This is a genomic window from Anaeromicropila herbilytica (genome assembly GCF_016591975.1).
GTDB lineage: Bacteria > Bacillota > Clostridia > Lachnospirales > Lachnospiraceae > Anaeromicropila > Anaeromicropila herbilytica.
Genome location: NZ_AP024169.1, coordinates 3,556,795 through 3,583,133, shown reverse-complemented (window position 1 = coordinate 3,583,133; position 26,339 = coordinate 3,556,795). Strand labels below are relative to the sequence as shown.

25 protein-coding genes are annotated in these 26,339 nt (G+C 31.5%); 23 read left to right on the top strand and 2 right to left on the bottom strand.

Annotated elements, in window-relative coordinates:
- Positions 1-249 precede the first annotated feature (249 nt).
- From bsdtb5_RS15500 to bsdtb5_RS15485, 4 genes are all read left to right on the top strand, one after another.
- On the top strand, positions 250-1,251 hold the full coding sequence (locus tag bsdtb5_RS15500) for an ABC transporter substrate-binding protein (protein WP_271712877.1): 1,002 nt from the start codon (positions 250-252) through the stop codon (positions 1,249-1,251).
- A 146-nt stretch (positions 1,252-1,397) separates the two neighbouring features.
- Positions 1,398-2,279, top strand: a complete 882-nt coding sequence (locus tag bsdtb5_RS15495; protein WP_271716127.1) for an ABC transporter permease — start codon at positions 1,398-1,400, stop codon at positions 2,277-2,279.
- Complete coding sequence (locus bsdtb5_RS15490; protein WP_271712876.1) at positions 2,272-3,045, top strand: ABC transporter ATP-binding protein; 774 nt, start codon at positions 2,272-2,274, stop codon at positions 3,043-3,045. Before bsdtb5_RS15495 ends, bsdtb5_RS15490 begins: the two co-directional genes overlap by 8 nt.
- 195 nt (positions 3,046-3,240) lie before the next feature.
- Entirely contained in the window at positions 3,241-5,556 is a 2,316-nt protein-coding gene (locus bsdtb5_RS15485) for an ABC transporter permease (RefSeq protein ID WP_271712875.1), read from the top strand.
- A gap of 350 nt (positions 5,557-5,906) precedes the next feature.
- Here bsdtb5_RS15485 and bsdtb5_RS15480 read toward each other — a convergent pair whose 3' ends face one another.
- Positions 5,907-7,181 carry an IS4 family transposase gene (locus tag bsdtb5_RS15480; protein WP_271712180.1) on the bottom strand — a complete coding sequence of 425 codons (1,275 nt, stop codon included), beginning with the start codon at positions 7,179-7,181 and terminating at the stop codon, positions 5,907-5,909.
- Between the two features lie 299 nt (positions 7,182-7,480).
- Here bsdtb5_RS15480 and bsdtb5_RS15475 point away from each other — a divergent pair, with 299 nt between their 5' ends.
- The 16 genes from bsdtb5_RS15475 to bsdtb5_RS15400 all read left to right on the top strand — a co-directional run bounded on the left by bsdtb5_RS15475 (position 7,481) and on the right by bsdtb5_RS15400 (position 22,906).
- On the top strand, positions 7,481-8,239 hold the full coding sequence (locus tag bsdtb5_RS15475; protein WP_271712874.1) for an ABC transporter ATP-binding protein: 759 nt from the start codon (positions 7,481-7,483) through the stop codon (positions 8,237-8,239).
- Positions 8,240-8,307: 68 nt separating this feature from the next.
- Entirely contained in the window at positions 8,308-8,997 is a 690-nt protein-coding gene (locus bsdtb5_RS15470; RefSeq protein ID WP_271712873.1) for a response regulator transcription factor, read from the top strand.
- Positions 8,998-9,018: 21 nt separating this feature from the next.
- A complete protein-coding gene (locus bsdtb5_RS15465; RefSeq protein WP_271712872.1) occupies positions 9,019-10,398 on the top strand; it encodes a sensor histidine kinase in 1,380 nt (459 codons plus the stop codon).
- Positions 10,399-10,595: 197 nt separating this feature from the next.
- A complete protein-coding gene (locus bsdtb5_RS15460; protein WP_271712871.1) occupies positions 10,596-11,159 on the top strand; it encodes a TetR/AcrR family transcriptional regulator in 564 nt (187 codons plus the stop codon).
- A gap of 162 nt (positions 11,160-11,321) precedes the next feature.
- The gene (locus bsdtb5_RS15455; protein WP_271712870.1) at positions 11,322-12,734 is read left to right on the top strand and encodes a DHA2 family efflux MFS transporter permease subunit; all 1,413 of its coding nucleotides are present in this window, start codon (positions 11,322-11,324) and stop codon (positions 12,732-12,734) included.
- Between the two features lie 525 nt (positions 12,735-13,259).
- Complete coding sequence (locus bsdtb5_RS15450; protein WP_271712869.1) at positions 13,260-13,697, top strand: MarR family winged helix-turn-helix transcriptional regulator; 438 nt, start codon at positions 13,260-13,262, stop codon at positions 13,695-13,697.
- A gap of 124 nt (positions 13,698-13,821) precedes the next feature.
- Positions 13,822-14,325: a nitroreductase family protein gene (locus bsdtb5_RS15445; RefSeq protein ID WP_271712868.1), complete on the top strand. Its 504-nt coding sequence runs from the start codon at positions 13,822-13,824 to the stop codon at positions 14,323-14,325.
- A gap of 183 nt (positions 14,326-14,508) precedes the next feature.
- On the top strand, positions 14,509-14,796 hold the full coding sequence (locus bsdtb5_RS15440) for a putative quinol monooxygenase (RefSeq protein ID WP_271712867.1): 288 nt from the start codon (positions 14,509-14,511) through the stop codon (positions 14,794-14,796).
- Between the two features lie 251 nt (positions 14,797-15,047).
- Positions 15,048-15,575, top strand: a complete 528-nt coding sequence (locus tag bsdtb5_RS15435; RefSeq protein ID WP_271712866.1) for a GNAT family N-acetyltransferase — start codon at positions 15,048-15,050, stop codon at positions 15,573-15,575.
- 304 nt (positions 15,576-15,879) lie between these two features.
- Entirely contained in the window at positions 15,880-16,890 is a 1,011-nt protein-coding gene (namA, locus tag bsdtb5_RS15430) for an NADPH dehydrogenase NamA (protein WP_271712865.1), read from the top strand.
- A gap of 239 nt (positions 16,891-17,129) precedes the next feature.
- Complete coding sequence (locus bsdtb5_RS15425) at positions 17,130-19,013, top strand: glycoside hydrolase family 3 protein (RefSeq protein WP_271712864.1); 1,884 nt, start codon at positions 17,130-17,132, stop codon at positions 19,011-19,013.
- Positions 19,014-19,402: 389 nt separating this feature from the next.
- Positions 19,403-20,140 carry a VCBS repeat-containing protein gene (locus bsdtb5_RS15420; RefSeq protein ID WP_271712863.1) on the top strand — a complete coding sequence of 246 codons (738 nt, stop codon included), beginning with the start codon at positions 19,403-19,405 and terminating at the stop codon, positions 20,138-20,140.
- Positions 20,141-20,209: 69 nt separating this feature from the next.
- Positions 20,210-20,389, top strand: a complete 180-nt coding sequence (locus bsdtb5_RS15415) for a hypothetical protein (protein WP_271712862.1) — start codon at positions 20,210-20,212, stop codon at positions 20,387-20,389.
- 392 nt (positions 20,390-20,781) lie between these two features.
- Positions 20,782-21,504: an AlkZ-related protein gene (locus tag bsdtb5_RS15410; RefSeq protein ID WP_271712861.1), complete on the top strand. Its 723-nt coding sequence runs from the start codon at positions 20,782-20,784 to the stop codon at positions 21,502-21,504.
- Between the two features lie 144 nt (positions 21,505-21,648).
- Positions 21,649-21,822 carry a hypothetical protein gene (locus bsdtb5_RS15405; protein ID WP_271712860.1) on the top strand — a complete coding sequence of 58 codons (174 nt, stop codon included), beginning with the start codon at positions 21,649-21,651 and terminating at the stop codon, positions 21,820-21,822.
- Between the two features lie 151 nt (positions 21,823-21,973).
- The gene (locus bsdtb5_RS15400; RefSeq protein ID WP_271712859.1) at positions 21,974-22,906 is read left to right on the top strand and encodes a YitT family protein; all 933 of its coding nucleotides are present in this window, start codon (positions 21,974-21,976) and stop codon (positions 22,904-22,906) included.
- Positions 22,907-23,057: 151 nt separating this feature from the next.
- Here bsdtb5_RS15400 and bsdtb5_RS15395 read toward each other — a convergent pair whose 3' ends face one another.
- Entirely contained in the window at positions 23,058-23,639 is a 582-nt protein-coding gene (locus bsdtb5_RS15395; protein ID WP_271712858.1) for an N-acetylmuramoyl-L-alanine amidase family protein, read from the bottom strand.
- Positions 23,640-23,771: 132 nt separating this feature from the next.
- Here bsdtb5_RS15395 and bsdtb5_RS15390 point away from each other — a divergent pair, with 132 nt between their 5' ends.
- The 3 genes from bsdtb5_RS15390 to bsdtb5_RS15380 all read left to right on the top strand — a co-directional run bounded on the left by bsdtb5_RS15390 (position 23,772) and on the right by bsdtb5_RS15380 (position 25,938).
- Positions 23,772-24,458: a DedA family protein gene (locus bsdtb5_RS15390; protein WP_330611690.1), complete on the top strand. Its 687-nt coding sequence runs from the start codon at positions 23,772-23,774 to the stop codon at positions 24,456-24,458.
- A 182-nt stretch (positions 24,459-24,640) separates the two neighbouring features.
- A complete protein-coding gene (locus bsdtb5_RS15385) occupies positions 24,641-25,288 on the top strand; it encodes a histidine phosphatase family protein (protein ID WP_271712857.1) in 648 nt (215 codons plus the stop codon).
- Between the two features lie 47 nt (positions 25,289-25,335).
- Entirely contained in the window at positions 25,336-25,938 is a 603-nt protein-coding gene (locus bsdtb5_RS15380; protein ID WP_271716125.1) for a Maf family protein, read from the top strand.
- Positions 25,939-26,339 lie beyond the last annotated feature (401 nt).

The following is a 26,339-nucleotide window of genomic DNA, read 5'->3' as shown; positions in this document are numbered from 1 at the left end:
ATGCTTGGGACTTTTTTTATGCAAAAAGAAAATCTGTTAAAAAAAATGATTTCTATATGCGGTTTTACTATATAGAATCTTTGTTCCTTGAAAGGGAATAATGAAGTTATATGGTACCATTTATTTTGCTAACCAAAAAACTATATGTGACATTTCAGTCACAACTAAGCTCTATTTAATTCATTACTTGTAAGAACGAGAGTAATTAAATTTGAAAGAAATGAAAAAAATGAATGGAGGAATAGAATTATGAAAAAGTGTATCTCAGTAGGAATGATTATTGTATTAGCGATTAGCATGTTAACGGGTTGTGGTAAAAGTAGTGGTGGTAAAGATGGAAAGGTAACAATCGGAATTGGGCAATTTGCAGAACATGGATCATTAGATAATTGCAGAAAAGGATTTATCGAGGGATTAGCCCAGGAAGGTTATAAAGAAGGTAAAAATGTTAAATTTGAATATGAAAATGCTCAAGCGGATGGTGGTACTGCAACACAGATTGCTACTAATTTTGTAGCAAATAAAGTGGATTTAATCTGTGCGATTGCAACTCCAATGGCGCAAAGTGCATATGGAACAGCAAAAGATTCGAATATTCCAGTTATTTTTACAGCGGTAACCAATCCAGTTCTTGCAGAACTAGCTAAGAAAGATAAAACACCAAGCGGTAATGTAACAGGAACAAGTGATAAATTACCTGTTGATAAGCAATTACAAATGATTCGTACGATCTTACCAGATGCTAAGAAGATTGGTATTCTTTACAGCACAAGTGAAGTAAATTCAATTTCAGCAATTAAAGAATATAAGGAACTGGCATCAAAATATGGTTTTGAAATTGTAGAAAGTGGAATCTCAGTTACAGCAGATATTCCATTAGCAACTGATAAATTATTAAATGAAGTGGATTGTTTAACAAACCTAACGGACAATACTGTAGTAAGCTCTCTACCAGTGATCTTGGATAAAGCATCGGATAAGAATATACCTGTCTTTGGTAGTGAGATTGAACAAGTAAAGAAAGGCTGTCTTGCAGCAGAAGGGCTTGATTATTATCAGTTAGGAATAAAGACTGGTAAAATGGCAGCTCAGGTGCTAAAGGGTGAAAAGAAGGCTAGTGATATGAAATATGAAGTTATTGAAGAAGCAGCATTCTATGGAAACACCGAAGTTGCAAAGAAACTAGGAATTACTATTCCTGATGAGTTGGTAGGTAGTGCGAAAGAAATGTTTAATAAAGTAACTGATTAAGAAGGTAATTGTTTCATTATAAGAATATTTGTAAGAATTATTGTAAGAAAAGAAGACTGATATGCACGAACTGTGAAGGTACTGAACAGTTACTAAAATATTAGAAAGTAATAAAGAAATGGAGGGGAGAAAAGATGTTAGAAATAATAATAGAAATAATAATTAGTATATTAGAAGAAGGGTTTGTATACGCGATATTGGCATTGGGGGTATATATTACTTACAAAATACTAGATTTCCCTGATCTTTCGGTGGATGGAACATTCCCGCTTGGTGGTGCAGTTGCAGTAATGTTGATACTAGCTGGTGTCAATCCAATCGCAGCCTTATTCGTATCCTTTTTATCAGGTGCAATCGCGGGCATGATTACAGGGATTATCCATGTAAAGTTTAAGGTAAGAGATTTATTATCCGGAATTATTGTAATGACTGCACTTTATTCCATCAATCTACGTATTGCAGGTGGAAATGTCTCAATTTTTTCGAAGCAAACCATATTTGAGAATAAGTTATTTGATAGATTAATACCAGATACTTTGGATGGATATATTAAGGTTACCATACTATTTGTTATAATTATTTTTATGAAATTATTGTTAGATGGATATTTAAATACGAAGTCAGGGTATTTATTAAGGGCAGTGGGCGATAATGAGCATCTAGTAACTTCTTTGGCAAAAGATAAAGGATTAGTTAAAATCATTGGACTTTCTATAGCAAATGGATTTGCAGGATTGGCAGGGGGTATCTATAGTCAAAAAAGTGGATTCTTTGAGATATCAACAGGTACAGGAGCTATTGTAATCGGTCTTGCCAGTGTAATCATTGGAACCAATATATTTCGAAAAGCGAGATTTAAACCAACTACAGCTGTTATATTAGGCGCAGTGATTTATAAAGCTTGTGTATGGATCGCAATCGCATTAGGTATGGAGTCAAGGGATATGAAATTAATAACAGCAACTTTGTTTTTAGTAATCCTTGTATTAAGTAATGATAGAAGAAGGAGGGTGAAGACAAATGCTTGAATTACAAAATATTAATAAATATTATAATCCTGGTACAGTAAATGAAATGTGTTTATTTCACGATTTTAGTGTAAAGATACAAGATGGAGAGTTCGTATCTGTTGTAGGAAGCAATGGATCAGGTAAAACTTCGATGTTAAATATTATATGTGGCAGTATTCCACTAGATAGTGGGAACGTGCTAATACACCATGAAGATATCACTAATATGCCTGAGTTTAAACGACAAAGAAAAATTGGGCGAGTTTATCAAAACCCTTCCATGGGAACCTGTCCGAATATGACCATTCTTGAGAATATGTCACTTGCAGACAACAAAGGAAAGTCATTCAACCTTCTTAGAGGTACGAATAAGAAAAGAATCGAGTTCTATAGGGATAATCTAAGAACTCTAAATCTTGGGCTTGAAGACAAGATGAATGTGCCAGTAGGATCCTTATCTGGTGGGCAAAGGCAAGCAATGGCACTTCTAATGTCAACCATGACACCAATAGAGTTCTTAATTCTAGATGAACATACCGCAGCACTTGACCCTAAGACAGCGGAATTAATCATGGAATTAACCAATAAGATTGTAACCGAGAAAAAATTAACTACCATTATGGTTACTCACAATCTTCGCTATGCTGTGGAGTATGGCAACCGATTAATTATGATGCATCAGGGAAAAGCAATTATTGATGAGGCTGGAGATAAGAAGAAATCAATGAGAATTGATGACATACTATCCAAGTTTAATGAGATTAGTATTGAGTGTGGAAATTAATAATGTAAATGAAAATATTGTGTATGATTGAGGCTGTTGTACAAGTTTGTGAATAAATCAACTTGTGCTCAGCTTCTTTTTACGTATTTAATAATCATTTACTCCATATTAATATTTATTAATATTTTTCCTATTTTTATTTTATATTTCCTTTGTATTATATTATTATAAGAGAAATAAGGAAGGATAAGAAAAATGTGGATAAAGAATTTTAGACAAAAAAAATTACTTACACTTATGATATTTATTATCATCATGTTATGCTCGTTACTTTTAAATGCGTCAATGAACATATTATTATCGCTAGATAAACCAATTCAAACATTTACAAAAGAATGTGAACCAGCTAAGGTAATGTTATACACATATGAAAAAGATGAAAATGCGTTAAAAGGTATTGTAAAAGGAATCAAAGAATTAAAGGAAGTTAAGAATGCGAAATGTGTTAATTTTCATTTTATCCAAGAAGAGCTTCTTTTTAAGAATAAGAAAATAGATGCATTTGCAAAATTGATTGAATATGATGATGAGCAATATGGTAAGATTCGTTACATTCATGGGAATAAAAAAGCAGCAGAATCACTTAAAGACAATGAATGTATCATTCCAGCTAGTATTAGTTATGAAAATCATATAAAAGTTGGAGATGAAATAAAAATTAAACTTGCAACTGGAGTACTTAACTATAAAGTAAAAGGTATATTTACAGATCCATATAACATATCAACTGCGTTTGACAGTGATATTATTATTAATAAATTACCAAAAGAATTAAGCATTAGACATATTATAAAGATATATGGAAAAGATGGTGTAACTGGTAAGGAAATAGTAGATGCATACAGAACTAAAAATAATGGTTTTGTAAATGGTGAATTCCAAACATTAGAGGAAACAATAGATGGTAGCTTATTAGCGGGAAATATCATTGGAGCTGTTTTTCTTGCAATCGGAATTATCATGCTTATTGTAAGTTGTATTATAATCTATTTTATCATTCGAAATATTATGATTACAGATGCAAAATCGATTGCTATCTATAAAACAATGGGGTATACCTCAACAGATATATTGAAGATGTATTTAACCTTTTATTTTATGATTGTTTCGATTGCATGCATTTTAGGGGTGTTAAGCTCAGTATGGATATCCAATATTATTTTAACTAGCGTATTTAAAAATATCGGAGAAGTGGTTCAGAATAATATATTATTTCCAGGAATACCATGCTACATTCTGGTTGTAAGTTTTGTACTATTAATAATTTATCGTATTATTAATAAGACGAAGAAAGTAAAACCAGTCTATGCTTTTAATGGTATGACCAATTCAACGACCAAAAAGAAAAAAGAGTATAAAGGAAATATGACGGTTCAGTTTTCTGCAATTGGAATTGCGCTAAGAACATTATCAAGAAACAAGAAAAGTGCAATCAGTATTATATTAACTTCAATCGTAACCATTTTCAGCATTAATTTTGCGATTGTTTCATTAGATATTGCAAATACAATGAAGGATAATAATGATTATTGGCTAGGTGTTGATAAATGTGATGTTATGGTTCAACTTTCTAATAGTAAGGAATACGAGAAAGTAAAAGAAATATTAAATAAAGATTCCAGAGTTGATGCTCTATATGGAAGTTATGTTAATACAAAAGTCTCATTGAAATGGAAAAAGGGATTAGATAATACAATTATGTCCGCTTTTGTATATGATGATTACTCCAAAGTAAAGAATCCAATATTTAAAGGCAGAAATCCTGAGGCTGGAAATGAAATTGCTATTACAAATCTCATGGCAGAAGATCTAGGTAAAAGTATAGGAGATTATATCGAAGTATATCTAGGAGGTAATACAAAGGTAAATCTATTAATAACGGGTATATTCCAAACCTATTATGATATGGGAAAATGTTGTAGGTTAACAACAGATGCAATTACTGCGAATAACATTTCAATGCAATATAACTGTATTTCGATTTATTTAAAAGATCCTTCATCCAAGAATATATTCATTCAGGATATGAAAAAGAAGATAGATGGAAGCGGTAAAGTAATGCCAAGGACTGAATTTTTAAGTAGTATTACTAATATGATCGCTGGTCCACAAAAGAATGCTATACCACCAGTTGTTCTAGTAGTTCTCTTAGTTGGTGGAGTAAATATATTCTGTATTGTTCTACTTAAGAATGCTAGTAATGAAAAAACAAACGGAATTTATAAATGCCTAGGATATTCAACTTGGCACTTGATCTGCTCCAATATATATTATGTGAGTATTGTAGCTGTAGCCTCTATTATAGTGGCAGTACCTATTTTCTTAGAAGTATATCCGCTAATCATGAAGGCTAGTTTAAGTATATTTGGTTTTGCGAAATATCCTGTACAGTATAATTATTGGCATATAGCAATCGCGAATATCGTGGTTTTATTAATTTTTATCATTAGTACCATTGTATCTTCTCACTCGCTTAAAAAAATAAGTGCGAGAGATCTTGTTCAAGAGTAGTTTCATTAAGAAGATTCGAGGGTCAAAAGCCTTATTGTAGTGTACTGAGTGTATATCGCTGTATCATTATAAATTTTGGCTACCTTTCCCTCAAAAAGTTTACAAAACAAACTTATCATATTTTTTACAAGCCTCAAAACAAGTGAAAATACTCACTCACGTTCCTATTTTTACTTTGAGTCTTGACAAAATATAAACGATACTTTCGGCCGGACTACCAATGTCGTCAACTTAACACTTGTAGTAAAAAAGGTTACAAAAAATTGTACAAAAATAAAACATCATATTTGATTATTTATAAAAATAGTGTAAACTATATGAGCGAGCAGTTTTTCATTTTATAATGTATATTATAAAGTGGATTTTGTGTTCTGGGAGAACTTCATCCTGCTTCGCATTTTCTTTCGCTCATAAGAACGGTTTGTACGTACTTGTGAGCGATTTTTTATACCTATTTTTATCAAATTATTAATAACCTTTTTAGCAATACGATAGTTACAAATCAAAGTATATAGCTTATTAAAAAGATAGTTTACTAGAATATTTCTATTTGTTTTATAACATGTTGTTTTCTTTGTTTCCTGTTGAATATTAGATATTTCTTCATTGCAAACAGAAGCAAACATTGATAATAGGTTTGAAGCAAACATCGCAGCATAAAATTCCTGTTCAATTGCTTCCGGTTTTATGCCCATAAAATTTTCTAGCTTTAATATCGATTTGACTTCACGATATTTCGTTTCAATCCCCCACCTTATAAAATATAGTTCTTTAAACATTTCAACAGTTATATTGGGGTCAAAAAGATTTGTAACAAGTGTCTCTTGTAAGCCTGATGGCAAATCAAACTTTATAACTCTTAGCGGATAGGAACAGTCGTTATGAGAATACTGTATTGAAGTATCACCATAATTACATTGATATACCGCTTTTAACGCACCATGGGACTTTGTTTTATGTCTCATTACAAAGAAACATTGCTTTTCTTGAAGTTGCGCATAGAGTTTTCTAGATGGATAACCTCTATCAAAAATAATAATTGGTGCTTTCTCTCCGTGAACTTGATTTAAATTAAATTCATCGATTAATGTTTGGGCTTGAACTAATTCAGAAGTACGATAATGAACGAGTTTTGTATTAAGTAAGTTATCATTCAAAACATCATACAAAGCCGAAGCAGAAGCCAGAGCGACAGGGTCATATTGATTTTTTTTAGAACCATAATAAGTTTGATTTTCTTTTGTGTTAGGAATCTGCAATGAAGTACCATCAATCGCTAATACAGGGTGACCATTCCAAGTATTAAGGTTTGATCTTGTTTTATTAACATCAGTAGTCATTAGAAAAATTTCACGAAAAGCATCAGGTTTAATTTTAAAGCGAGCTTTTGAAAAAGCCTGTTTTGAAATTGAGTCAATTGCAAGGTTTGAAGAATCTATGTAATCGGAAAGAGCCACAGATAAAGATTTTTGTGGCTGACTTAAAAGGAATAAAATAATATCCTTAAAAGTTAATTTTCGATTACGATTAAAGCTTTTTTGATTAATCCTATGTTTTTCAATAAACTCTTCGCTAGTAATAAGGTTATTAACTGATTTTAATAAAGATGATATTTTTTTAATCATAATATGAAGTCCTCCAAAATTTAATAGTAAAAATGTATCTATTAAAATTTTGGAGCAAACATTTGTTTGTCAATTTGCATTATAAACAAAATTATGTTTATTTTTTATACAGTATTAAATTGTAAATTCTTAAGTTGACGACATTGGCCGGACTACGCCAAAATTTACAATGATACATCAATATACACAATGTAATTGTAGAAAGGCTTTTGACCCTCGAATCATTATGAAGCAAGGGTGCAAGTCTCGCAAAAGCATGCGAGACTTTAGAATAGAATCGGAAAGGAAGGGTTCATATTATGAATCAGGTTTTAATAAAAACAGAGTTATTATGTAAAAGTTTTATCAGTGATGGAGAAATAAATAATGTAATTAAAAACTTAGATCTTGAAATATACAAAGGTGATTTTACAGTTATAATGGGTAGCTCAGGTTCGGGCAAATCAACACTGTTATATTCATTAAGTGGTATGGATCATGTTACTACTGGTAAAGTAATGTTCGAGGATAAGGACATTACCAAAATGAAGGAAAAAGAGATTGCATATTTAAGAAAGGAAAAGTTAGGTTTTGTATTTCAAGGAATTAACTTAATACCAAATCTAACGGTGTATGAGAATATCTTAAGTCCTACCTATAAAACAGATGCATCAAGGAACAAGATTGAAGAAAAAATTGATGATCTACTTGAACGAATGGAATTAACATCCCAGAAGAAGAAATTCCCTAATCAAATGTCTGGTGGTCAAAAGCAGAGAGTAGCTATATGTAGGGCATTAATTAATAATCCAAGCATTCTTTTTGCAGATGAACCTACAGGAGCATTGAATTCCTCACAAGGTCAAAATGTACTTGATATTTTTACTAATATCAACAGAGAAGGCCAGTCTGTTGTTATGGTAACACATGATCTAAAGGCTGCTTTAAGAGGAAATCGTATTATTTATTTAAAAGATGGAAGAATTGATGGGGATATACGGTTAGATGAATATAACGAAGAAACTGCACTAGAAAGAGAAGAAAATGTGTATCATTTTCTTAAGGAAAAAGGATGGTAGAACTTGTAAAAAACATATTTGTAAGCTATAATTTAGTCATCAATTGATACTTAGGAATGAGGAATAGGATGGGACAGAAAATATTAATCATTGAAGATGAAAAAGAATTAGCAAATATATTAGGAGCATATCTAGAAGTAGAACAATTTGAACCGATTGTAAGAAATGATGGCAAGGAAGGGTTGAAGACTTTTAAAGAGGAAGAACCTAGCCTGGTACTTCTAGATATTATGCTACCAATTATTGATGGAATTCAAGTATGTAAAGAAATAAGGCAGTATTCAGATGTCCCTATTATCATGATATCTGCAAAAAGCGGAGAGATGGATAAAGTAATAGCACTTGGAATTGGAGCGGATGACTATGTCACAAAGCCATTTAGTCCGCTAGAATTAGTGGCTAGAGTAAAAGCACAACTTAGAAGATATGAAAAATCAACAACTACATCTAATATGAAAAAGGAAGAAATCACAGTTGGAGAATTATATTTAAATAAATCTTCTTATAGTGCAACAATCAAGGGTGAAATCTTAACATTAACTACGAAAGAATTTGAACTATTATATTTTCTTGCAAAAAACCCAAATCAAGTATTCTCTAAAGAACAAATCTATAATAGTGTATGGGGATATAGTGGTTATTGTGATGATAATAGTATTACTGTATATATTAATCGTTTACGAGAAAAATTAGGAAAATATAAAATAGATTATATTAAAACAGTATGGGGAGCTGGCTATAAGTTCTCGGAACAATAGAGTTTATAGATAGGAGATCATATGAAGCATACAATTAATAAGATAAATCTTATTACGACTACTTTTATAGTAGTCGTTCTTATTCTGTCAATGATACTTTCGGTGAATCGATATCTTAATACCGATGATAGATTATATGATAATCAGATACGTATGCTTGTTGCAGAGCAAAGAAATGATATTGAAAAAGGAATCTATCATAAAGGAAAATATACTTATATGGTGTTAGGATTAGAAGGTAAAGTAAAATATAATAATTCGAATATCAATTATAAAAAAGATGATATTGTTAATGTACAAGAAATGATTCAAACGGATCAAAGCTTTAATAAGGAGCAGAAGAATGTACTAAAGGAAAGCTTTATATTACAGAAGGACGGTAAGACAGATGGATTTGTTGTCTTTTATATTCCTAAAGATGATATCATTAAAGGAACCCCTATGAATAGAGCACTACATATCTTTTTTCCGATTCTGGTTGGTGTACTACTTAGTGCTATTATGTTGATCATTAGAACCGTGTACAGTAGCAAGAGAATCCTTTATCCATTAAGAGAGATATCTACTTCTGCAAAAGCAATCATTGCTGGAAACTACAATCTAGAGGTAGTGCGTACTTATGGAAGAACGATTGGTGAAAATGAAGTAGGTGATTTAACTTATTCCTTTGAATTGATGAGAGATGAGTTGAAAGAAAAACAAGTGAGAGAAGAAAGCCTTAAGAGATCCCAGCAAGAGCTAATCTCCTGTATTTCTCATGATTTAAAGACACCAATATCAACGATAAAGGCTTATAGTGAAGGATTAAGAGATGGAATAGCAAAAACAGAAGAGGCTAAAGCAGAATATGTAAAGATTATTATAAGTAAGACAGATTTATTAATTGGTATGATTAATGACCTACTTGAATATTCGAATGCGCAGCTACAACAGTTGGATATCAATCGCAGTGAAGTGTATTTTCTTGATTACTTTATACCTCTTATGAAAGAAATCGAAATATACATAAGACAAATGGGATTAGAATTTACTTATCGTATTAGTACAGATAATATGATTGTTACTATAGATAAAAAGCGAATCACAGAAGTTATCTATAATATTATAGAGAATAGTATGAAATATACCTCCAATTACACAGGTAAGATCACAATTGACGTGGAGCGAAAAGACAAATGTGTATTAATTAGGATTAAAGATAATGGGATAGGAATAAGTTCTGATGATATTCCATATGTATTTGATAAATTTTATCGAGCAGAAAAATCTAGAAGTTCAAGCATACCTGGTTCTGGACTTGGGCTATCTATCTGTAAGTATATAGTGAATGAGCATGGAGGCGAGATATACTGTAAAAGCCGTTATAATCAAGGGTGTGAAATTGGATTTACATTGCAATAATGACTTATGTGAATCAAATAATACCAATCATTATTCTTGACAGTTTGGTTAATTTCATATATTATAATATAAATAGACCAGTCACTATAATTATATAAATTTATTTATATTAGAATCTCAATATATTAATTGTAATAAGATTACACTTATTCCATCATAGGTTAGAATATCATTAATAGAAAGGCTAGGGCATAAGTTTGAAAGAAAATACTAGGGATAAATTCATTGAAACTGCATCCAATCTATTTGGAAAAAAAGGATACAATGCGACCGGACTGAATGAGATATTAGCAGAGAGTGGTGCTCCGAAGGGATCCTTATATTATCATTTTCCAAAAGGAAAAGAACAACTTGCGTTAGAAGCCTTAATATTAGCGGGTAATAAAATAACACAAAGTATAACGAGTCATATTGAAAATATTGATAATCCCATAGAAGCTATCATTTATAATATTGAAAATATAGCAGACATTATTGATAAAGAGCATAAGACAAGAGATATTACCATCAGTCTAATCGCACTTGAAACCTATTTATCAAGTGAAACATTAAGAAAAGCTTGCGAAGATCTCTATCAATCCTTAGAAAATATTTATGCTGATAAACTTATGAAAGCTGGAATGTCCCCAGAAGAAGCACATGAAATTGGTGAAGTAATATGCGCTATGATGGAAGGAGCAATTACACTTTCTTTAACGAGGCAGAATGGAAATCCATTAAGACTCATAGCCAAGCAAATACCTAATATAGTAAAAATCTAAGAAAATCTCTGCCTTATTGATATGGAATAATATAGTATCAAAGTAGAATTGAAATCTTATATATATTATACTTTAATGCTTTATTATTCTATTACAAAGTAAGACAGTATTTTTTTAGATTAAAATTATGTAGACTGGTCTAATAAGGAGGAAATTATTAGAATGAACACAAACACTTTGAAAGAAACAAATCCAAAATTAAATGCTAAAGCAATTGTTGCGGTACTGGTATTTAGTGCATTTATTTCTGTATTTAATGAAACAATATTAAATGTTGCTTTGTCATCACTAATGGAAGAAATGCATGTTACAGCAGGAACAATTCAATGGATCATTACAGCATATATGATTGTAGTCGCTGTATTAGTACCAATCACAGCATTTCTTATCCAATCTTTTGGAACGAAACAACTCTATCTTTGTGCAATGACACTACTGTTACTTGGTACAATTAGTGCCGCATGTTCTGGCTCGTTTGTCATGTTATTGCTATCAAGAATGTTACAAGCATCTGGAACTGGAATGATGATACCAATCATGATGAACACTGTTTTGTTAGTAACGCCTCATGAAAAACATGGATCTGCCATGGGAATCTGTGGTTGTGCTATCTCATTAGGACCTGCTTTAGGACCAACTGTATCTGGAATAATTCTACAGTTTTTTAGTTGGCATGCCTTATTTATCATATTAATACCAATTATCCTCTTAGCTATGATATTAGGAAATACATTCTTAGTGAATGTTGGTGAATTAACAAAACCTAAAATTGATATCCTCTCAATTATATTATCAAGTATTGGTTTTGCTGGAGTAATCTACGGAATTAGTAGTATTAGTGGAAGCGATAATATGAAGAGAGTAGCTGTAATCTTTGCTATCGGAGTAATATCATTGGTTATCTTTGGCATAAGACAGATTACATTAAAGGAACCTATGCTAGATATTCGTACTTTCAAATATCCAATATTTTCAGTGGGTGTAGTACTAGTTATGATATCAATGATGACAATGTTTACAATGAATGTTATGCTTCCAATGTACTTTGAAGGAGCACTTAAAACAACTTCCTTTATAGCTGCAATGGCATTACTACCTGCAGCACTTGCAAATGGTTTTGTAACGCCAATTGGAGGAAAAATATATGATAAGTTTGGTATTAAGAATTTAGTGCTTGTAGGATTTATTATTATTCTAGCGGCAATGTATTTATTGTCTCATTCAGATAATCATACATCATTAATTCAAGTAATTATATTATATGTTATGGTTTGTATTGGAGTTGGTCTTACCATGTCACCTTGTCAGACTAGTTCATTAAATCAATTGCCAAAAGAGTACTATCCACATGGAGTTGCAATTCTAAATACGCTTCAACAGATTTCTGCTGCAATAGGATCATCACTTTTTATAAGTATTATGTCAGCTTCTCAGTTAAGAGCACTTAAGACATCTGCATCAGAAAGCGTAGCGGTAGCAACGGGATTTCAATCGGGAACGTTTGCAGCTGTAATCTTTGTAATCATAGGATTTTGTATTACATTTCTGTTAAGATATTTATTGAAAAAGAAATAGATACATATAAGTAGTGGTCACTGAAAAAGTCCCTTATTGTAGTTTTCGCTTGAATATTACTGTATAAATATCCGTGCTGTTTTTTGGGATAAAGAAGTATAAGAGAATCTAAATGAAAAAGGAATCCTTCAAACATAATCAGATGGAGCGAACTCGCTGGGAAACGCTCAGACAGCACTCCTTCTGATTATTTAAGGATTCTTTTTTCATTAAGATTTTCTAATACTTCTTTAAAGCAAAATACAGCACGGATATTTATACAGTAATATTCATTCTACTTTTTTAAAGGGACTTTTTCAGTGACCTCATATAATTAAAGTGATTTGTCTTAACGTAAAAAACAGAATTATATTCGATACGAAAAATAGAATTTTAGGTTGACATATTCAATTGGAAGAAGTATAGTTGTATGTACAAATGTTCTTATAAAAGATTGATACATTTGGTAAATAGTATAACATTATTTATATGTGAAGGTTCAATACAGTGAATAACATATGATACCATTAGGAAAGGGCTATTGTAATGCAGAATAGGAATGAATTATTATGTGATTGTTTATATTTTTCATCTAATAAACTATCAAGAGTTGTAGGTAAAATAGCAGATGAAGAATTTAAGATTACTGGATTATCACCAACCTATGCGTATCTTGTTAGAATATTATATGAATATGATGGAATTACACAAAAAGAAATTGGAGAAATTCTTCACATTACAGCATCAACTACCACACGCTTTATAGATAAACTTGAGAATAAGGGTTTATTAAACCGTAAAATAGAAGGTAAGAATTCTTACATATACCTCACTGACAAAGGAAGAAGTCTTCAAGATGATATTAAGAAAGCTTGGTCGAATCTGCATCAAAGATATGCAGAGTTATTAACAAAGGAAGAGTATGATCAATTAATTACGATGATGAATTCAGTGGCGAATCGATTAGAAGGTAAGAGTAATTAAACTATAAACTTTATAGAGTATTTCATAGCATTGAAGATACTTTATAAAGTTTTATATATACCAAATAGTTGTATGTACAACTAAATGACTCAAAAAATAAACACATTACCTAGGAGGATAAAAAATGGAAGCAATATTTAACAGAAGAAGTATTAGAAAGTATCAAGATAGACCGGTGGAGAAAGAAAAAATTGAAAAGTTATTAAGAGCCGCGATGCAAGCACCATCTGCAGCTAATCAACAACCTTGGGAATATATTGTGGTTGAAGAGAAAGAGACTTTACAAAAGTTAGCTGATATGTGTCCATATTCAAAAATGACTGCAAGTGCTGCAGTAGCATTTGTTGCGGTGGCTAATCGTGATACGATTCGCTTCGAAACAGCTTGGCAACAAGATATGGGTGCATCTGTTGAGAATCTATTACTTGAAGCAACTGATTTAGATTTGGGTGCTGTATGGCTAGGGGTAGCAACTGCTGAGGCAAATGCGAAATATATCAGTGAACTTTTTGGACTTCCAGAGAATATTATGCCATTTGCTCTTATACCAGTTGGATATCCAGATGGGCAAGAGAATACATTTGTAGATCGATACGACAGTAAAAAAGTTCATAATGAGAAGTGGTAATAAATGTTTCTATAGCGTTAAAGAACGTATAAATTCTCACGGATATACATGGTTTTACGGTAATTAAAGAATTAAAGGTGAAGAAAAATAAAATAGAAGGGAATCCCACATGATATTTCTTCAACCTACTTTCATGTGGTTATAACAATCTACTCACAGATAGGTTATAAAAAAGGTATCTAAATGATAAAAGTAATTGCAAAGAATTATATTAAAAAAGATAAGATAGAAGAAGTATTACAAGCTACCAAAGAATTAATTGAGGCAACAGTGAAAGAAGAAGGTTGCATTAAATATGAGATGTACCAAGATATAAAAGACGAGTCCATTCTAACTATGATGGAAGAATGGGAATCCATGGATGCATTAAAAAATCACTCAAATTCAGAACATTATAGAAGAATCGTACCAATCATTGGTGAATATTCTGAAAAAGCAGCAGAGACGAATCTATATAAGAAAGTTATATAATTCTAAGTAAAGGATTGAAAATAATTATACATTAAGAATATTATGAGTTGTCCGACAAATGACCTGTTTCAAAATCTAGCTTGGCAAATTGCCTAGACAACCTCCCAAACAGGTCATTTGTCGGGCAACTCATATTATATTTGTAAATAAATTATACAAATATATGGAAAATTATGATTGTCTAATATATAATGTACCAATACACAATTATAAAAAGTAGTAATAGATATAATATTGATTTGGAGGAATATATGGACATTATAATAGAATTAGGGCAAGAAAATGATATCGATGAATTAGAAAATCTTTATAACGATCTAAATGATTATTTGGAAGAAAGTGTTAATTATCCTGGATGGAAAAAAGGTATCTATCCTATTAGGCAAAATGCTACGGATGGAGTGAAAAATAGAAATCTTTATGTAGCAAAACAGAACGGTAGAATTATTGGTTCAATTATATTAAGTCATGAACCTGAACCAGCATATCATACGGTCAAATGGGCATTTGAGTCTGATTATTCAGATGTTTTTGTTATACATACATTTGTAATTCATCCATTGTTTATGAAAAGTGGCGTAGGAACTGCATTAATGAATTTTGCTGAACAACATAGTATTAAGTCAAATGTAAAGTCAATTAGGCTAGATGTTTATGAAGGTAATATGCCAGCTATTAAACTTTATGAAAAAAGTGGATATCAATATATTGATACGGTAGATTTAGGACTTCATGAGTATGGTTTGGATTGGTTCAAATTATATGAAAAACTAATATAAAATAATAAGCTAATCAATTACATATTAATAAAATTATATAAATATTCTAATCATAATTAGTAAATATACGTTTACTTATATAACGCTTATATAATAAAATTTGAGTTGGTATAAAACTACTAAAATAGATTTTAGTATAAATTGAAAAAACAATAAAATTTGGTTCGCATTTTAATATATGATTAGTGGAATAATAATAAAGTAATAATAGAAATTATGTTATATATATTTTTTTTTCAAATTTTCAGTACCAATTTAGTGAAGGTAATTCATAAACTGATAGGATTAGCATAAGGAGGGTATCATGAAAATATACGATCAATATACAATTAAAAATATAACGTTACGTAACAAAATAGTTATGCCTCCAATGTGTTTGTATTCTTCTGCAAGAGACGGAAAAGCAAATGAATTTCACTATATTCATTATTTAACTAGAGCTATTGGTGGTGTGGGACTAATTATTGTTGAGGCAACTGGTGTTACTAAGAATGGACGAATATCCGATCATGATCTAGGATTATGGGAAGATGGCCAGATTGAGGAGCTCAGTAGGATTGTTGATGGTATGAAAAAATGTGGAGCCAAAACTGCAATTCAATTAAACCATTCTGGTAGAAAATATATGGGAACTTCTGCAGAAGTAGTAGCTCCAAGTGCAATTAAAATAGAAGATAGTTTATTACCAAAAGAATTAACCAAAGATGAAATCAAATCTATTATAAATAGTTTCGCAGGAGCTGCTAAACGGGCGGATGAAGCTGGTTTTGATATTTTAGAAATCCATGCTGCACACGGCTATTTGATACATCAGTTCTTATCACCATTATCCAATCACCGAAGTGATGAATATGGTGGAAGTTTTGAAAATCGCATTCGATTTTTGAAAGAGGTACTAATAGAGGTTAGGAAAGTATGGCCTCAAGAGAAACCAATATTCATTAGGGTATCAGCTACTGATTATCTTGAGGGCGGAATAAATATCTCTGACATGGTGCAAATCATCAATGAGGTAAAAGAATATATAGATGTAGTTGATGTAAGTACTGGTGGTTTACTTCCAGCTAAAATAAGTTTATATCCTGGATATCAGATTAATTATGCGAATATGATCAAAGAAAAATGTGGAATTCCAACAATCGCAGTTGGACTAATTACTGATATTGATATGGCAGAAGAGATTATTGCAAATGGAAGAGCAGATATGGTGGCAATAGGTAGAGAATTATTAAGAAATCCTTACTTTGTACTACAAGAAGCAAAAAGAAAAGATGTTTCGGTGGAATATCCAGATGCATATCGTAGAGCGTTTTAATATAATTATTATAATTTTCGAAAAAACTATTTAATGAGAAAATCGTTAAATAGTTTTTTTAATGTAAACATCATCATTTTATATAAAAAGTACAAGAGTAGTAGAATTGAATTGTAAAAAAATACCTAATAATATATAATTAAACAATAGGGAGTCTAAGTCGAAGCATAAATATAATGAGAGGATGGGGGTACAGAACATAAGAATATTACGAAAAAATATGGGAGGAGATATTTATTATGAAGAAAAGAAAATTTATATCAATGATTACCATACTTACACTATCACTTATGTTAATTAGTTGTGGTAATGCAAAAAAGGATGAAGCGGTAGCAGATAATTCAGTAAGTAATCAAGATACCAAAAATCAAACTACAACGAAACAAGATGCATCATTGACTACAGAAGAAAAGGTTGCTAACTTAATAAGTGAGATGTCTTTAGAAGAAAAAGCGGGTCAAATGCTTCAAGCCGCACGTGATCAACTGCAAGGTTCTGAAATAACCAATTTAGGACTTGGTTCAGTACTTAGTGGGGGAGGTTCTTGTCCTGGCAATAATGAGGTAGATGATTGGACTACAATGATGGATACTTTTCAGAATGCTGCTTTAAAATCAAAACATCAGATTCCAATGATCTATGGAGTAGATGCAGTTCATGGACTTTCCTTAGTAAAGGGTGCAGTAGTATTTCCACATAATATTGGCTTGGGTGCTGCAAATGATGCAGATTTAATGTACAAAATGGGTGAAGCGGTAGCAGAAGAAATGAAATTGGCAAAAATCCCATGGAACTTTTCACCTTGTGTAGCGGTCTGCCAGGATCCAAGGTGGGGTAGAACCTATGAGAGTTACTCAAGTGATCCTGCAATTGTGACTGCCCTTGCAGAAGCTTACATAAAAGGTCAAAGTGATCATGGTGTTGTACCAACAGTAAAACATTATGTAGCTGATGGGGGAACCTCTTATGGTACGGGTGAAAAAAACAAACTGCTTGACCGTGGAGATGTTAAGATATCAGAAGAAGAATTAAGAAAAACACACTTAGCACCATATAAAGAGTTAGTAAAATCAGGAGTAAAGGTAGTTATGGCATCTTTTAGTTCCTATCAGGGTGTAAAAATGCATGAGAATAAATATTTACTTACTGATGTCTTAAAGAATGAATTTGGATTTAAAGGATTTGTGGTAACAGATTGGGAAGGAATTAGTGGCTTAAGTGGGAGCAGCTATGAAGAGAATGTAGCTTTAGCAATCAATGCTGGTGTAGATATGTTAATGGAACCATTTAGTTATAAAGATGCTATTAACGCTATTGTAGAGAACGTTAAAAATGGAGTAATTGATCAGAAGAGAATTGATGATGCAGTCAGTCGTATATTAACGGTCAAATATGATATGGGACTCTTTGATGATCCAAATATGGAGAAAGTGAAACATGATGTAACGGAACTTGGTAGTGATGGTTATCGATATATAGCAAAACAATTAGTTGAAAAATCCCTTGTATTATTAAAGAATGATAATAGAACATTACCTTTAAAGAAAGGGCAAAAAATATTTGTAACAGGTCCTGCTCTAAATGATTTGGGACTTCAATGTGGAGGTTGGGGATTGACTTGGCAAGGAGTTACAGATGAAAAGACTGGTAAAATCAATGAGGGTACAACTATCTTAGAAGGACTAGAAACTTATGCAAAAGTAAATGGTTTTACGATTATTACAGATAAGAAACATGCAAAAGAAGCTGATGTGGTCATCTTAGCTGTTGGTGAAATGCCTTATGCAGAATATGAAGGTGATACGAAGGATTTATCCATTATTGGAGAAAAAGGACATCCAGATAATAAAGAAGCAATCAAATATGTAAGTACATTAAATAAACCTGTAGTTTCCTTAATTGTTGCAGGTAGAAATGTATTAATCAATGATTATATCAAAGATTGGGATAGTGTTGTCATGTGCTACTTGCCAGGAACAGAAGGAGATGGTATAGCATCCGTTCTTACTGGTGAGACACCATTTACAGGTAAGTTAGCAATGCCTTATTACAAAGATGTAGATGATATAGACAAAGATAATGCAGAACTGTTATTTGATTTTGGATATGGCTTGACTTATTAATTTATTGTAACTGTTCTGTAACTTTACAGTTATAATCTTCGATATCACTATACAAAATACTAGAATCAACTTGATCTTGATACCATCAATGATCCAGCTATTATTCCAACCCATTATACGGATGCTTCACAAGCAAAGATTAAAGAAAAGTATGGTTCTATTACAGAATACGACAATATCTTAACGATTTCAAAGGATGATCTTCCTAAAACCCAAAATACAGTTTATCGTATTCTTAATACTCACAAGTATAAATAATGGTAACATGTAAGTTACATAGTAGAAATCCAGTATATTCCATATACTGGATTATTCTAATACATAAGAGTATCAAAAGTAAAATTGCAGTCATAGGATAGAGAAATAGAATTAGTAAGGTGTTAAAAACAATGAGCCCCCAGACGGATGAAATGAGAATATGGCCTACTAAAATCGTCTCTTATTCAGTTGGAGATGTCAATGGAGATCAAATACTAGATCATGTATACCTTATTGGAACGTCAAAACCAGATAGTCCTTTCACAGAGGATATAACACTGATTATTCAAGATGGAGAATCAGGTGAACTTACGATGCATGATTTGGAAGAGAATGCAGGCTATAATCCAAGAATATTCTTAGGTGATTTTACAGGTGATGGGACAGATGATATATTGATTAGTATTGATTCAGGTGGAAGTGGTGCAACTATGTATCATTATATTTATTCTTTCTATGATAGTAAATTACAATTGCGATTTGACTTTAATCAATATAATAATCAATATAATTATGACATTATTTATAAAGATAATGAAAAAGTAGATGTGTTTAGTGAATATAATAATACTAGCTATGTGATTGATATTTCCTTGAAGGATCTTGAGTATTTAAGTGAAATATATAACGATAATGGAATATTAAAAACACCAATTGAAGGATTTGTTAACCCATTAAGTGGAATGTATCCAGTAGATTATGATGGAGATAATGTGTATGAGTTGTTAGCATATCAGAAAATAGCTGGAAGATATAATGCAGATGCTCTAGGATATATTTTAAATACATTAAAATGGGATAAGGATTCTTTCGAGTTATTCAATCAAAATGTAGCTATTATTGGTGAGGAGACTGTTCCAATAGATTAAGTATCATTTATTTAAGAATAAATTACGGAAAGATTACTTATAATAATGAAAAGTAAATGGAGGTGTTATATGAAGAATAGTATCAAGAACAAACATGAAAAATCAGATAATCCTACCGTAAAATCATGCGAAATAGTTAATGATATCACAGATGAAAAAATTAAAAATTATATTCCACCAGCATTAGGTCCAGATAATAATGTATGGCATACAGGTAAAAGTAATCCCCTTGGCAGTAAGGGAAATTAAATGATATTTATAATAATGATTTGTCTGCTATGAATAGAAGGATATTAGAAAAATAGAAAGTTTAATTTTCTTTTAAATTAAACTTTCTATTTTTATGATAAAATGTTTATAAAGGTAGATATGAATCTTTTATCTTTTATATTATAATTGGATTATAGTGCGAAAATAAAGCTTTTCACACTCCTGATTGGTATGTCGCCAAAGGCGACAGATGTGAGCTGTTGTGAAATAAAAAGCATATCACACGTTGAATTTACGCCTGCGAGCGAGTCGCAGGTATGTAGGCTAGTGTGAAAAAATAGAGTGAATGTGATGTGGAGGAGTGGAAGTGTGAGATAAAGCACTTCACACCCTTGATTAAAAGTCGCCAAAGGCGACAGATGGGAGCTAGTATGATTACAGAAGACGGTAACTGGATTATGGAGGGGAAAAGTAGCGAGGATGAATCGAGAATAAAAAGCAGTAATGAATTATCAGAGTATATTAAGAAGGTAGGATTCTTGCCGTTATTTAAAAGTGAGATAGCTGGTTTTTCTGTGGAAGAATTAACTGATTCAAAAGCATGGTTTGGAGGTGATTCGGAAACTGATCCTTGGACATGGAGAGAAGTAATTGCGAAGGAAGGTGAGATAGCATATGCTAAGCTCTTTCGTAATAAAGCAGGTTTTATATCAGAAGAGTGGTATCCCATCTTTGCATCCTACCGAAGGGATGGTTATGATTTTGATAGTAGATATGAAGATGGACTAGCTTCTCAACGTGAAAAGAAGATTATGGACGTATTGTTAGAGTGTCCGAGTCTTCCATCTAATGAGATTAAATCCATCGCTGGCTTTCATAAAGGTGGAGAAAAGGGGTTTGATAGTACGATGACTTCATTGCAGATGAAGACATATATAACGGTGCGAGAGTTTAGAAGAAAAATTAATAAAAAAGGTGAGGAATATGGTTGGCCTGTCGCAATTTTTTCAACAAGTGAGAGCCTTTATACAGAAGAATACGTTACCTCATGCTATTCAAAAAGTAAAGAACAGTTAGAAGAACTTATTGTAAATCAAGTGCTAAAGCTAGTTCCGAACGTAAATAGAAAAGATATTATTAAATTTATTCGTTAAAAATAGTGTTTGGTATATTTACATAGCATATGTTCTATGATAGTATTAATCAATGTGTAAAATAAGTTATATGAAAGTGTGAAGATTTTTACACTTTTGATGTATATATGGCTCAATTTGATAGATTGGAGTAATGGAAATAACATGAAGACGAGTAAGAAATTTGAAAAGAAAAACAGTAAGTTAAATGTCATTTCGATATATCATACTGTATTCGATCATCATTTTGATAATGTTTATTTTAATAATCCTAATAATATAGTTAAAAATAATAAGTATAATAATTTTATAGAGAATAAATTTTTAATAGCAGGTTAAATTTAACCTGCTATTTTTGTACACTTTATTAAGGTAGAGTGCTATCTGATAGAAATTTGTTGTAAAGTATGCAAAATTATTTACCCCTCATTTTAGATGGTAAAAATATAGAGTTAAACTTAATGGATAGTCATAAGAAAGGAATAGAATAATGAACGAAAAAAGTCAACACACGAAAAGGATAATAGATGAAACAAAGAAAGCATTTCATCTTAAAGCAAATTTAATTAATATCCTGTATATCCTTGCAGGTAATACAATTTATGGTTTAGCGATTGTAATGTTTATCCTTCCAAATAAATTAATTACAGGAGGAACAACAGGACTTGCATTGTTTTTTCATCATCAATGGAATGTACCTATGTCAATCTTTATCACAGTATTTAATGTATCAATGTTTCTGTTAGGTGCTTTATTTTTGGGAAAACGGTTTGCTCTAACGACAATCGTAAGTACATTTTATTATCCTTTTATCTTTTCTGTTATGCAGAATTTAGATTTTTTAAAAAACATGACAGATGACGCTTTACTTTCAGTCATATTTTCTGGAATTATGATAGGGGTTGGAATCGGAATTGTTATCAAGGCAGGTGCTTCAACTGGCGGTATGGATATACCACCGCTAATTTTGAATAAAAAATTTGGGTTATCAGTATCCGTTGTATTATATGCGTTAGACTTTGTAATCTTATTGTTACAGATGTTATTTGCAAATAAAGAGCAAGTACTTTATGGAATCTTACTCGTAGTTATTTATACTGTTGTATTAGATAAAGTATTATTTATTGGAAAATCACAACTGCAAGTAAAGATTATTAGTGAGGAATATGAAAAAATAAATCATATGGTCATTCACGAATTGGACCGCGGTTCAACATTAATTCACGCAAATACTGGATATTGTAGAAATGAAAGTCTAGTAGTACTTACCGTAATTACAAATAGAGAATTACCAAAATTGAATGAAAAAGTATTAGAGATAGATCCACAAGCATTTATGATCATACATAAAGTAAATGAAGTAAAAGGACGTGGATTTACAACTCAGAAGGAATATCGAAATGATGAAGCTAGTGTAAATTAAGAAGAGATTTACACCCCTGATTTATATGTCGTCGATGGCGACAGATGGGAGCTAGTGTAAACTAAAGAAATGGAATTATTATTTGGTTGATGGTAAATAGTATTACTATCCAAATGATAATTCCATTTATTGATTCATTAAATTACTTTTACTATTTCTTTTGAAGTGGTTGAAGACCAAAAAATTTCAATAATCCAGAGTAAATTGCAGATGCAAATTGATATTGATTATCTCTCAACTTTTGAGCATCAGCAGCATTAGATAAATAACCTAGTTCTATTAAAGCAGCTGGCATTCTTGTGTAACGAAGAACATATAATGAAGGACGAATATAGATTCCATTATTCTTAGTTCCGACGATTCTAACTATTTCTTGAAGAATTTGATTTCCTAAATAATATCCCTGACTGTTTGCCTCAAAAACATATGCTTCGGAACCATTGATTGCTGGACTATTATTAAAGTTAGAATGTATACTTAGAAAATAGTCAGCTGGCCAGCTATTTGCCATTTGAACACGTTTTGCTAAACTACTTGTATTATTAGTACCTAATACTTCAGTAGGTGATGTTCTTGCAGTACGAGCTTCAAAACGAGGATCTGCGTTGAGGATATTTGCTAGATAAGTTCCAACATTATAATTTACTTCTTGCTCTTGCAAACCATTACCTTGGGCACCTGCATTTATCGTTCCTGGATTATGACCTTGGTCTATAAATATTTTAATTGCCAAAATATCACTCCTTTTCTTTCTCCTATTATAGTATTCAACTGGGTATAACGTGTTACTATTAGTTATTATTTAACGAGGAAAATAAAAGGTTTTACCAAAGGAGCTAAATAAAAGGTTGACTTAGCATAAAGAATGAAATACGATAAAAAAGATAAATATATAAATGGAGGCAGAGAGAATATTATGCAAAATGCGATTATGCATATCATGGAACAATATGGATATCTTGGAATATTTCTTTTGATTATTTTAGAAAATATATTTCCACCAATACCATCAGAGATTATTTTAACATTTGGTGGTTTTATGACGACCTTTACGAGTATGACACAAGTTGGAATAATTGCTATATCTACAGCTGGTGCAGTACTAGGTGCATATATTCTATATGGAATCGGAAGGGTATTAAGCCCAGAAAGACTTGAAAAATTACTAGAGTACAAATTTGTTCGTATGTTAGGATTTAAGAAAGATGATATAAATAAGAGTGTAGGTTGGTTTTCTAAAAGAGGAAAATTAACAGTCTTTATATGTCGTTGTATTCCAATTGTAAGAAGTCTTATTTCTATTCCTGCTGGAATGGCTAAAATGAACTTGATTGAATTTGGTATATTTACCTTATTTGGTACTTTGATCTGGAATACCTTATTAGTATTACTTGGTACTGCGGCAGGTCAATCATGGGAGAAGATAGCTGGATATGTGGATAAGTTCTCATCCATTACCTTAGTTGTTCTTGTAGTTATCTTTGTAGTTGGCGCAGCAATTTTCTTGAAATCAAGACTTGGAAAAAAAGATAAAGATAAAAATATAGATTAAGATAATTAAGATACAAGTGATAAAGTCATTTTATTTATAATGCACCGAGATATACTCGTGAGCATCCGCCGGAGGTTGTTGAATGTCCATGTACCAGTTATAAACATAGTTATGTCTACAAACTTGGCATGGAAATTTGATTCCATATAGATAGCATGTAATATATGTGGATAGGAGTAAAATTGAGAGAAGATAAGAATAAGAAGATATATTTAATACGTCATGCGAGACAATCCAGTGCTTTATGCAATGTGAATGTAGATTTATCTGAGATTGGTAGAAAGCAAGCGGATCTGTTAGGACAAAGAGTATTAGAATATGAGATTGATGCATTGTATTCTAGTGATCTTCACAGAGCAGTGGAGACAGCAGAGATTGTTAATCAATATTTACACCTTCATCATGAGATTAGAGAAGGAATTCGAGAGATTAACTTTGGGGATTTAGAAGGTAATTCAGAAGATTACAATAAGGAACATTTTAAAGAATTTAAAGCAGAACGAGCAAAATTAGAAAGTGATATACCATTTCCTAATGGAGAATGTGGTAAAGAAGTCTATGACCGCGCAATCAAAGTGATGGATGAGATTAAATTAAGTTCTGCGAACAATATCTTAGTTGTTACTCATGGAGGAACGATACGCTCTTTATTAGCAGGAATATTAGGCCTAGATCAATCCAAGAAACTTCTATTTGCACTTTCCTTAGAGAACTGTAGTATTACAGAACTTGGATATAATGAAAAAGAAGACCGATTCTATCTAGAACGATTTAATGATTATTCTCATCTTGAGAGTCACCCAGAATGTCTACGTAAGAACTGGAATTAATCTTTAGTTATGAACGATAGAAAAGCGGAAAGGTATTGGAAATGAAGATGAAACCGATTATATTAGCCTCATCCTCTCCAAGAAGGAGAGAAATATTAGAACAAGTAGGAGTAAGCTTTGAGATTGTTCCAAGTGATAAAGAAGAGATTATTACTAAGACAAAGCCTTATGATATTGTAAAAGATTTGGCGTCTATGAAAGCAAACGATGTATTATTAAAAGTATCTAAGCCATCGATTATTATAGGTGCAGATACGATTGTTGCCCACAACGATAGGATAATGGGCAAACCAAAGGATGAATTAGATGCAAAACATATGATACAAGAACTTCAAAATGATACACATGAAGTATATACAGGGGTATCAATTATTCTAAGTGATTACAATGATGAAAATATATTAATATCAAAAGAACTTAATTTTTATGAAAAGACAAGCGTATCAGTAACTGCAATATCAGAAGATGAAATAGATGCTTATGTAGCATCAAAAGAACCACTTGATAAAGCAGGCGCTTATGCGATTCAAGGACGATTTGCCACTTTTATATCTAAGATTGAAGGGGATTACTTTAACGTAGTTGGACTTCCAATTGCTAAGATATATGAGGCATTAAAACGCGAAGGAATTACAATTAATTATATATAAATGATTCAAGGAATATAATACAATGATATACTAAGTTTTCAGTGTATCATAAAAGCCAAATAGATTGATAGATTCTATCAATTATTTGGCTTTTATATTATTTGATTTATAAATTATTGACCTTCCAATATGTGTAAACGTTTATTTTTAAATATAAACAGAATGCACCAGTTTGAGTAGTATATAGAATATTTATTGTCTCTATGGAAAAAACAGTAATATGTGGTATAATTGTTTAAGCAGTCAGTTGCAGGGTGATTATTGGTTGCTCCCGAGAGGGGGTGATATAGTATGAGTACATATGAAGAATTATCGCTTGTCGTTAGCATTGTAGTGATGATTTTTATAATACTTAACTATAAAGATAATCAAAAAAAAATCACCCACCCGCAAAGTTCGTG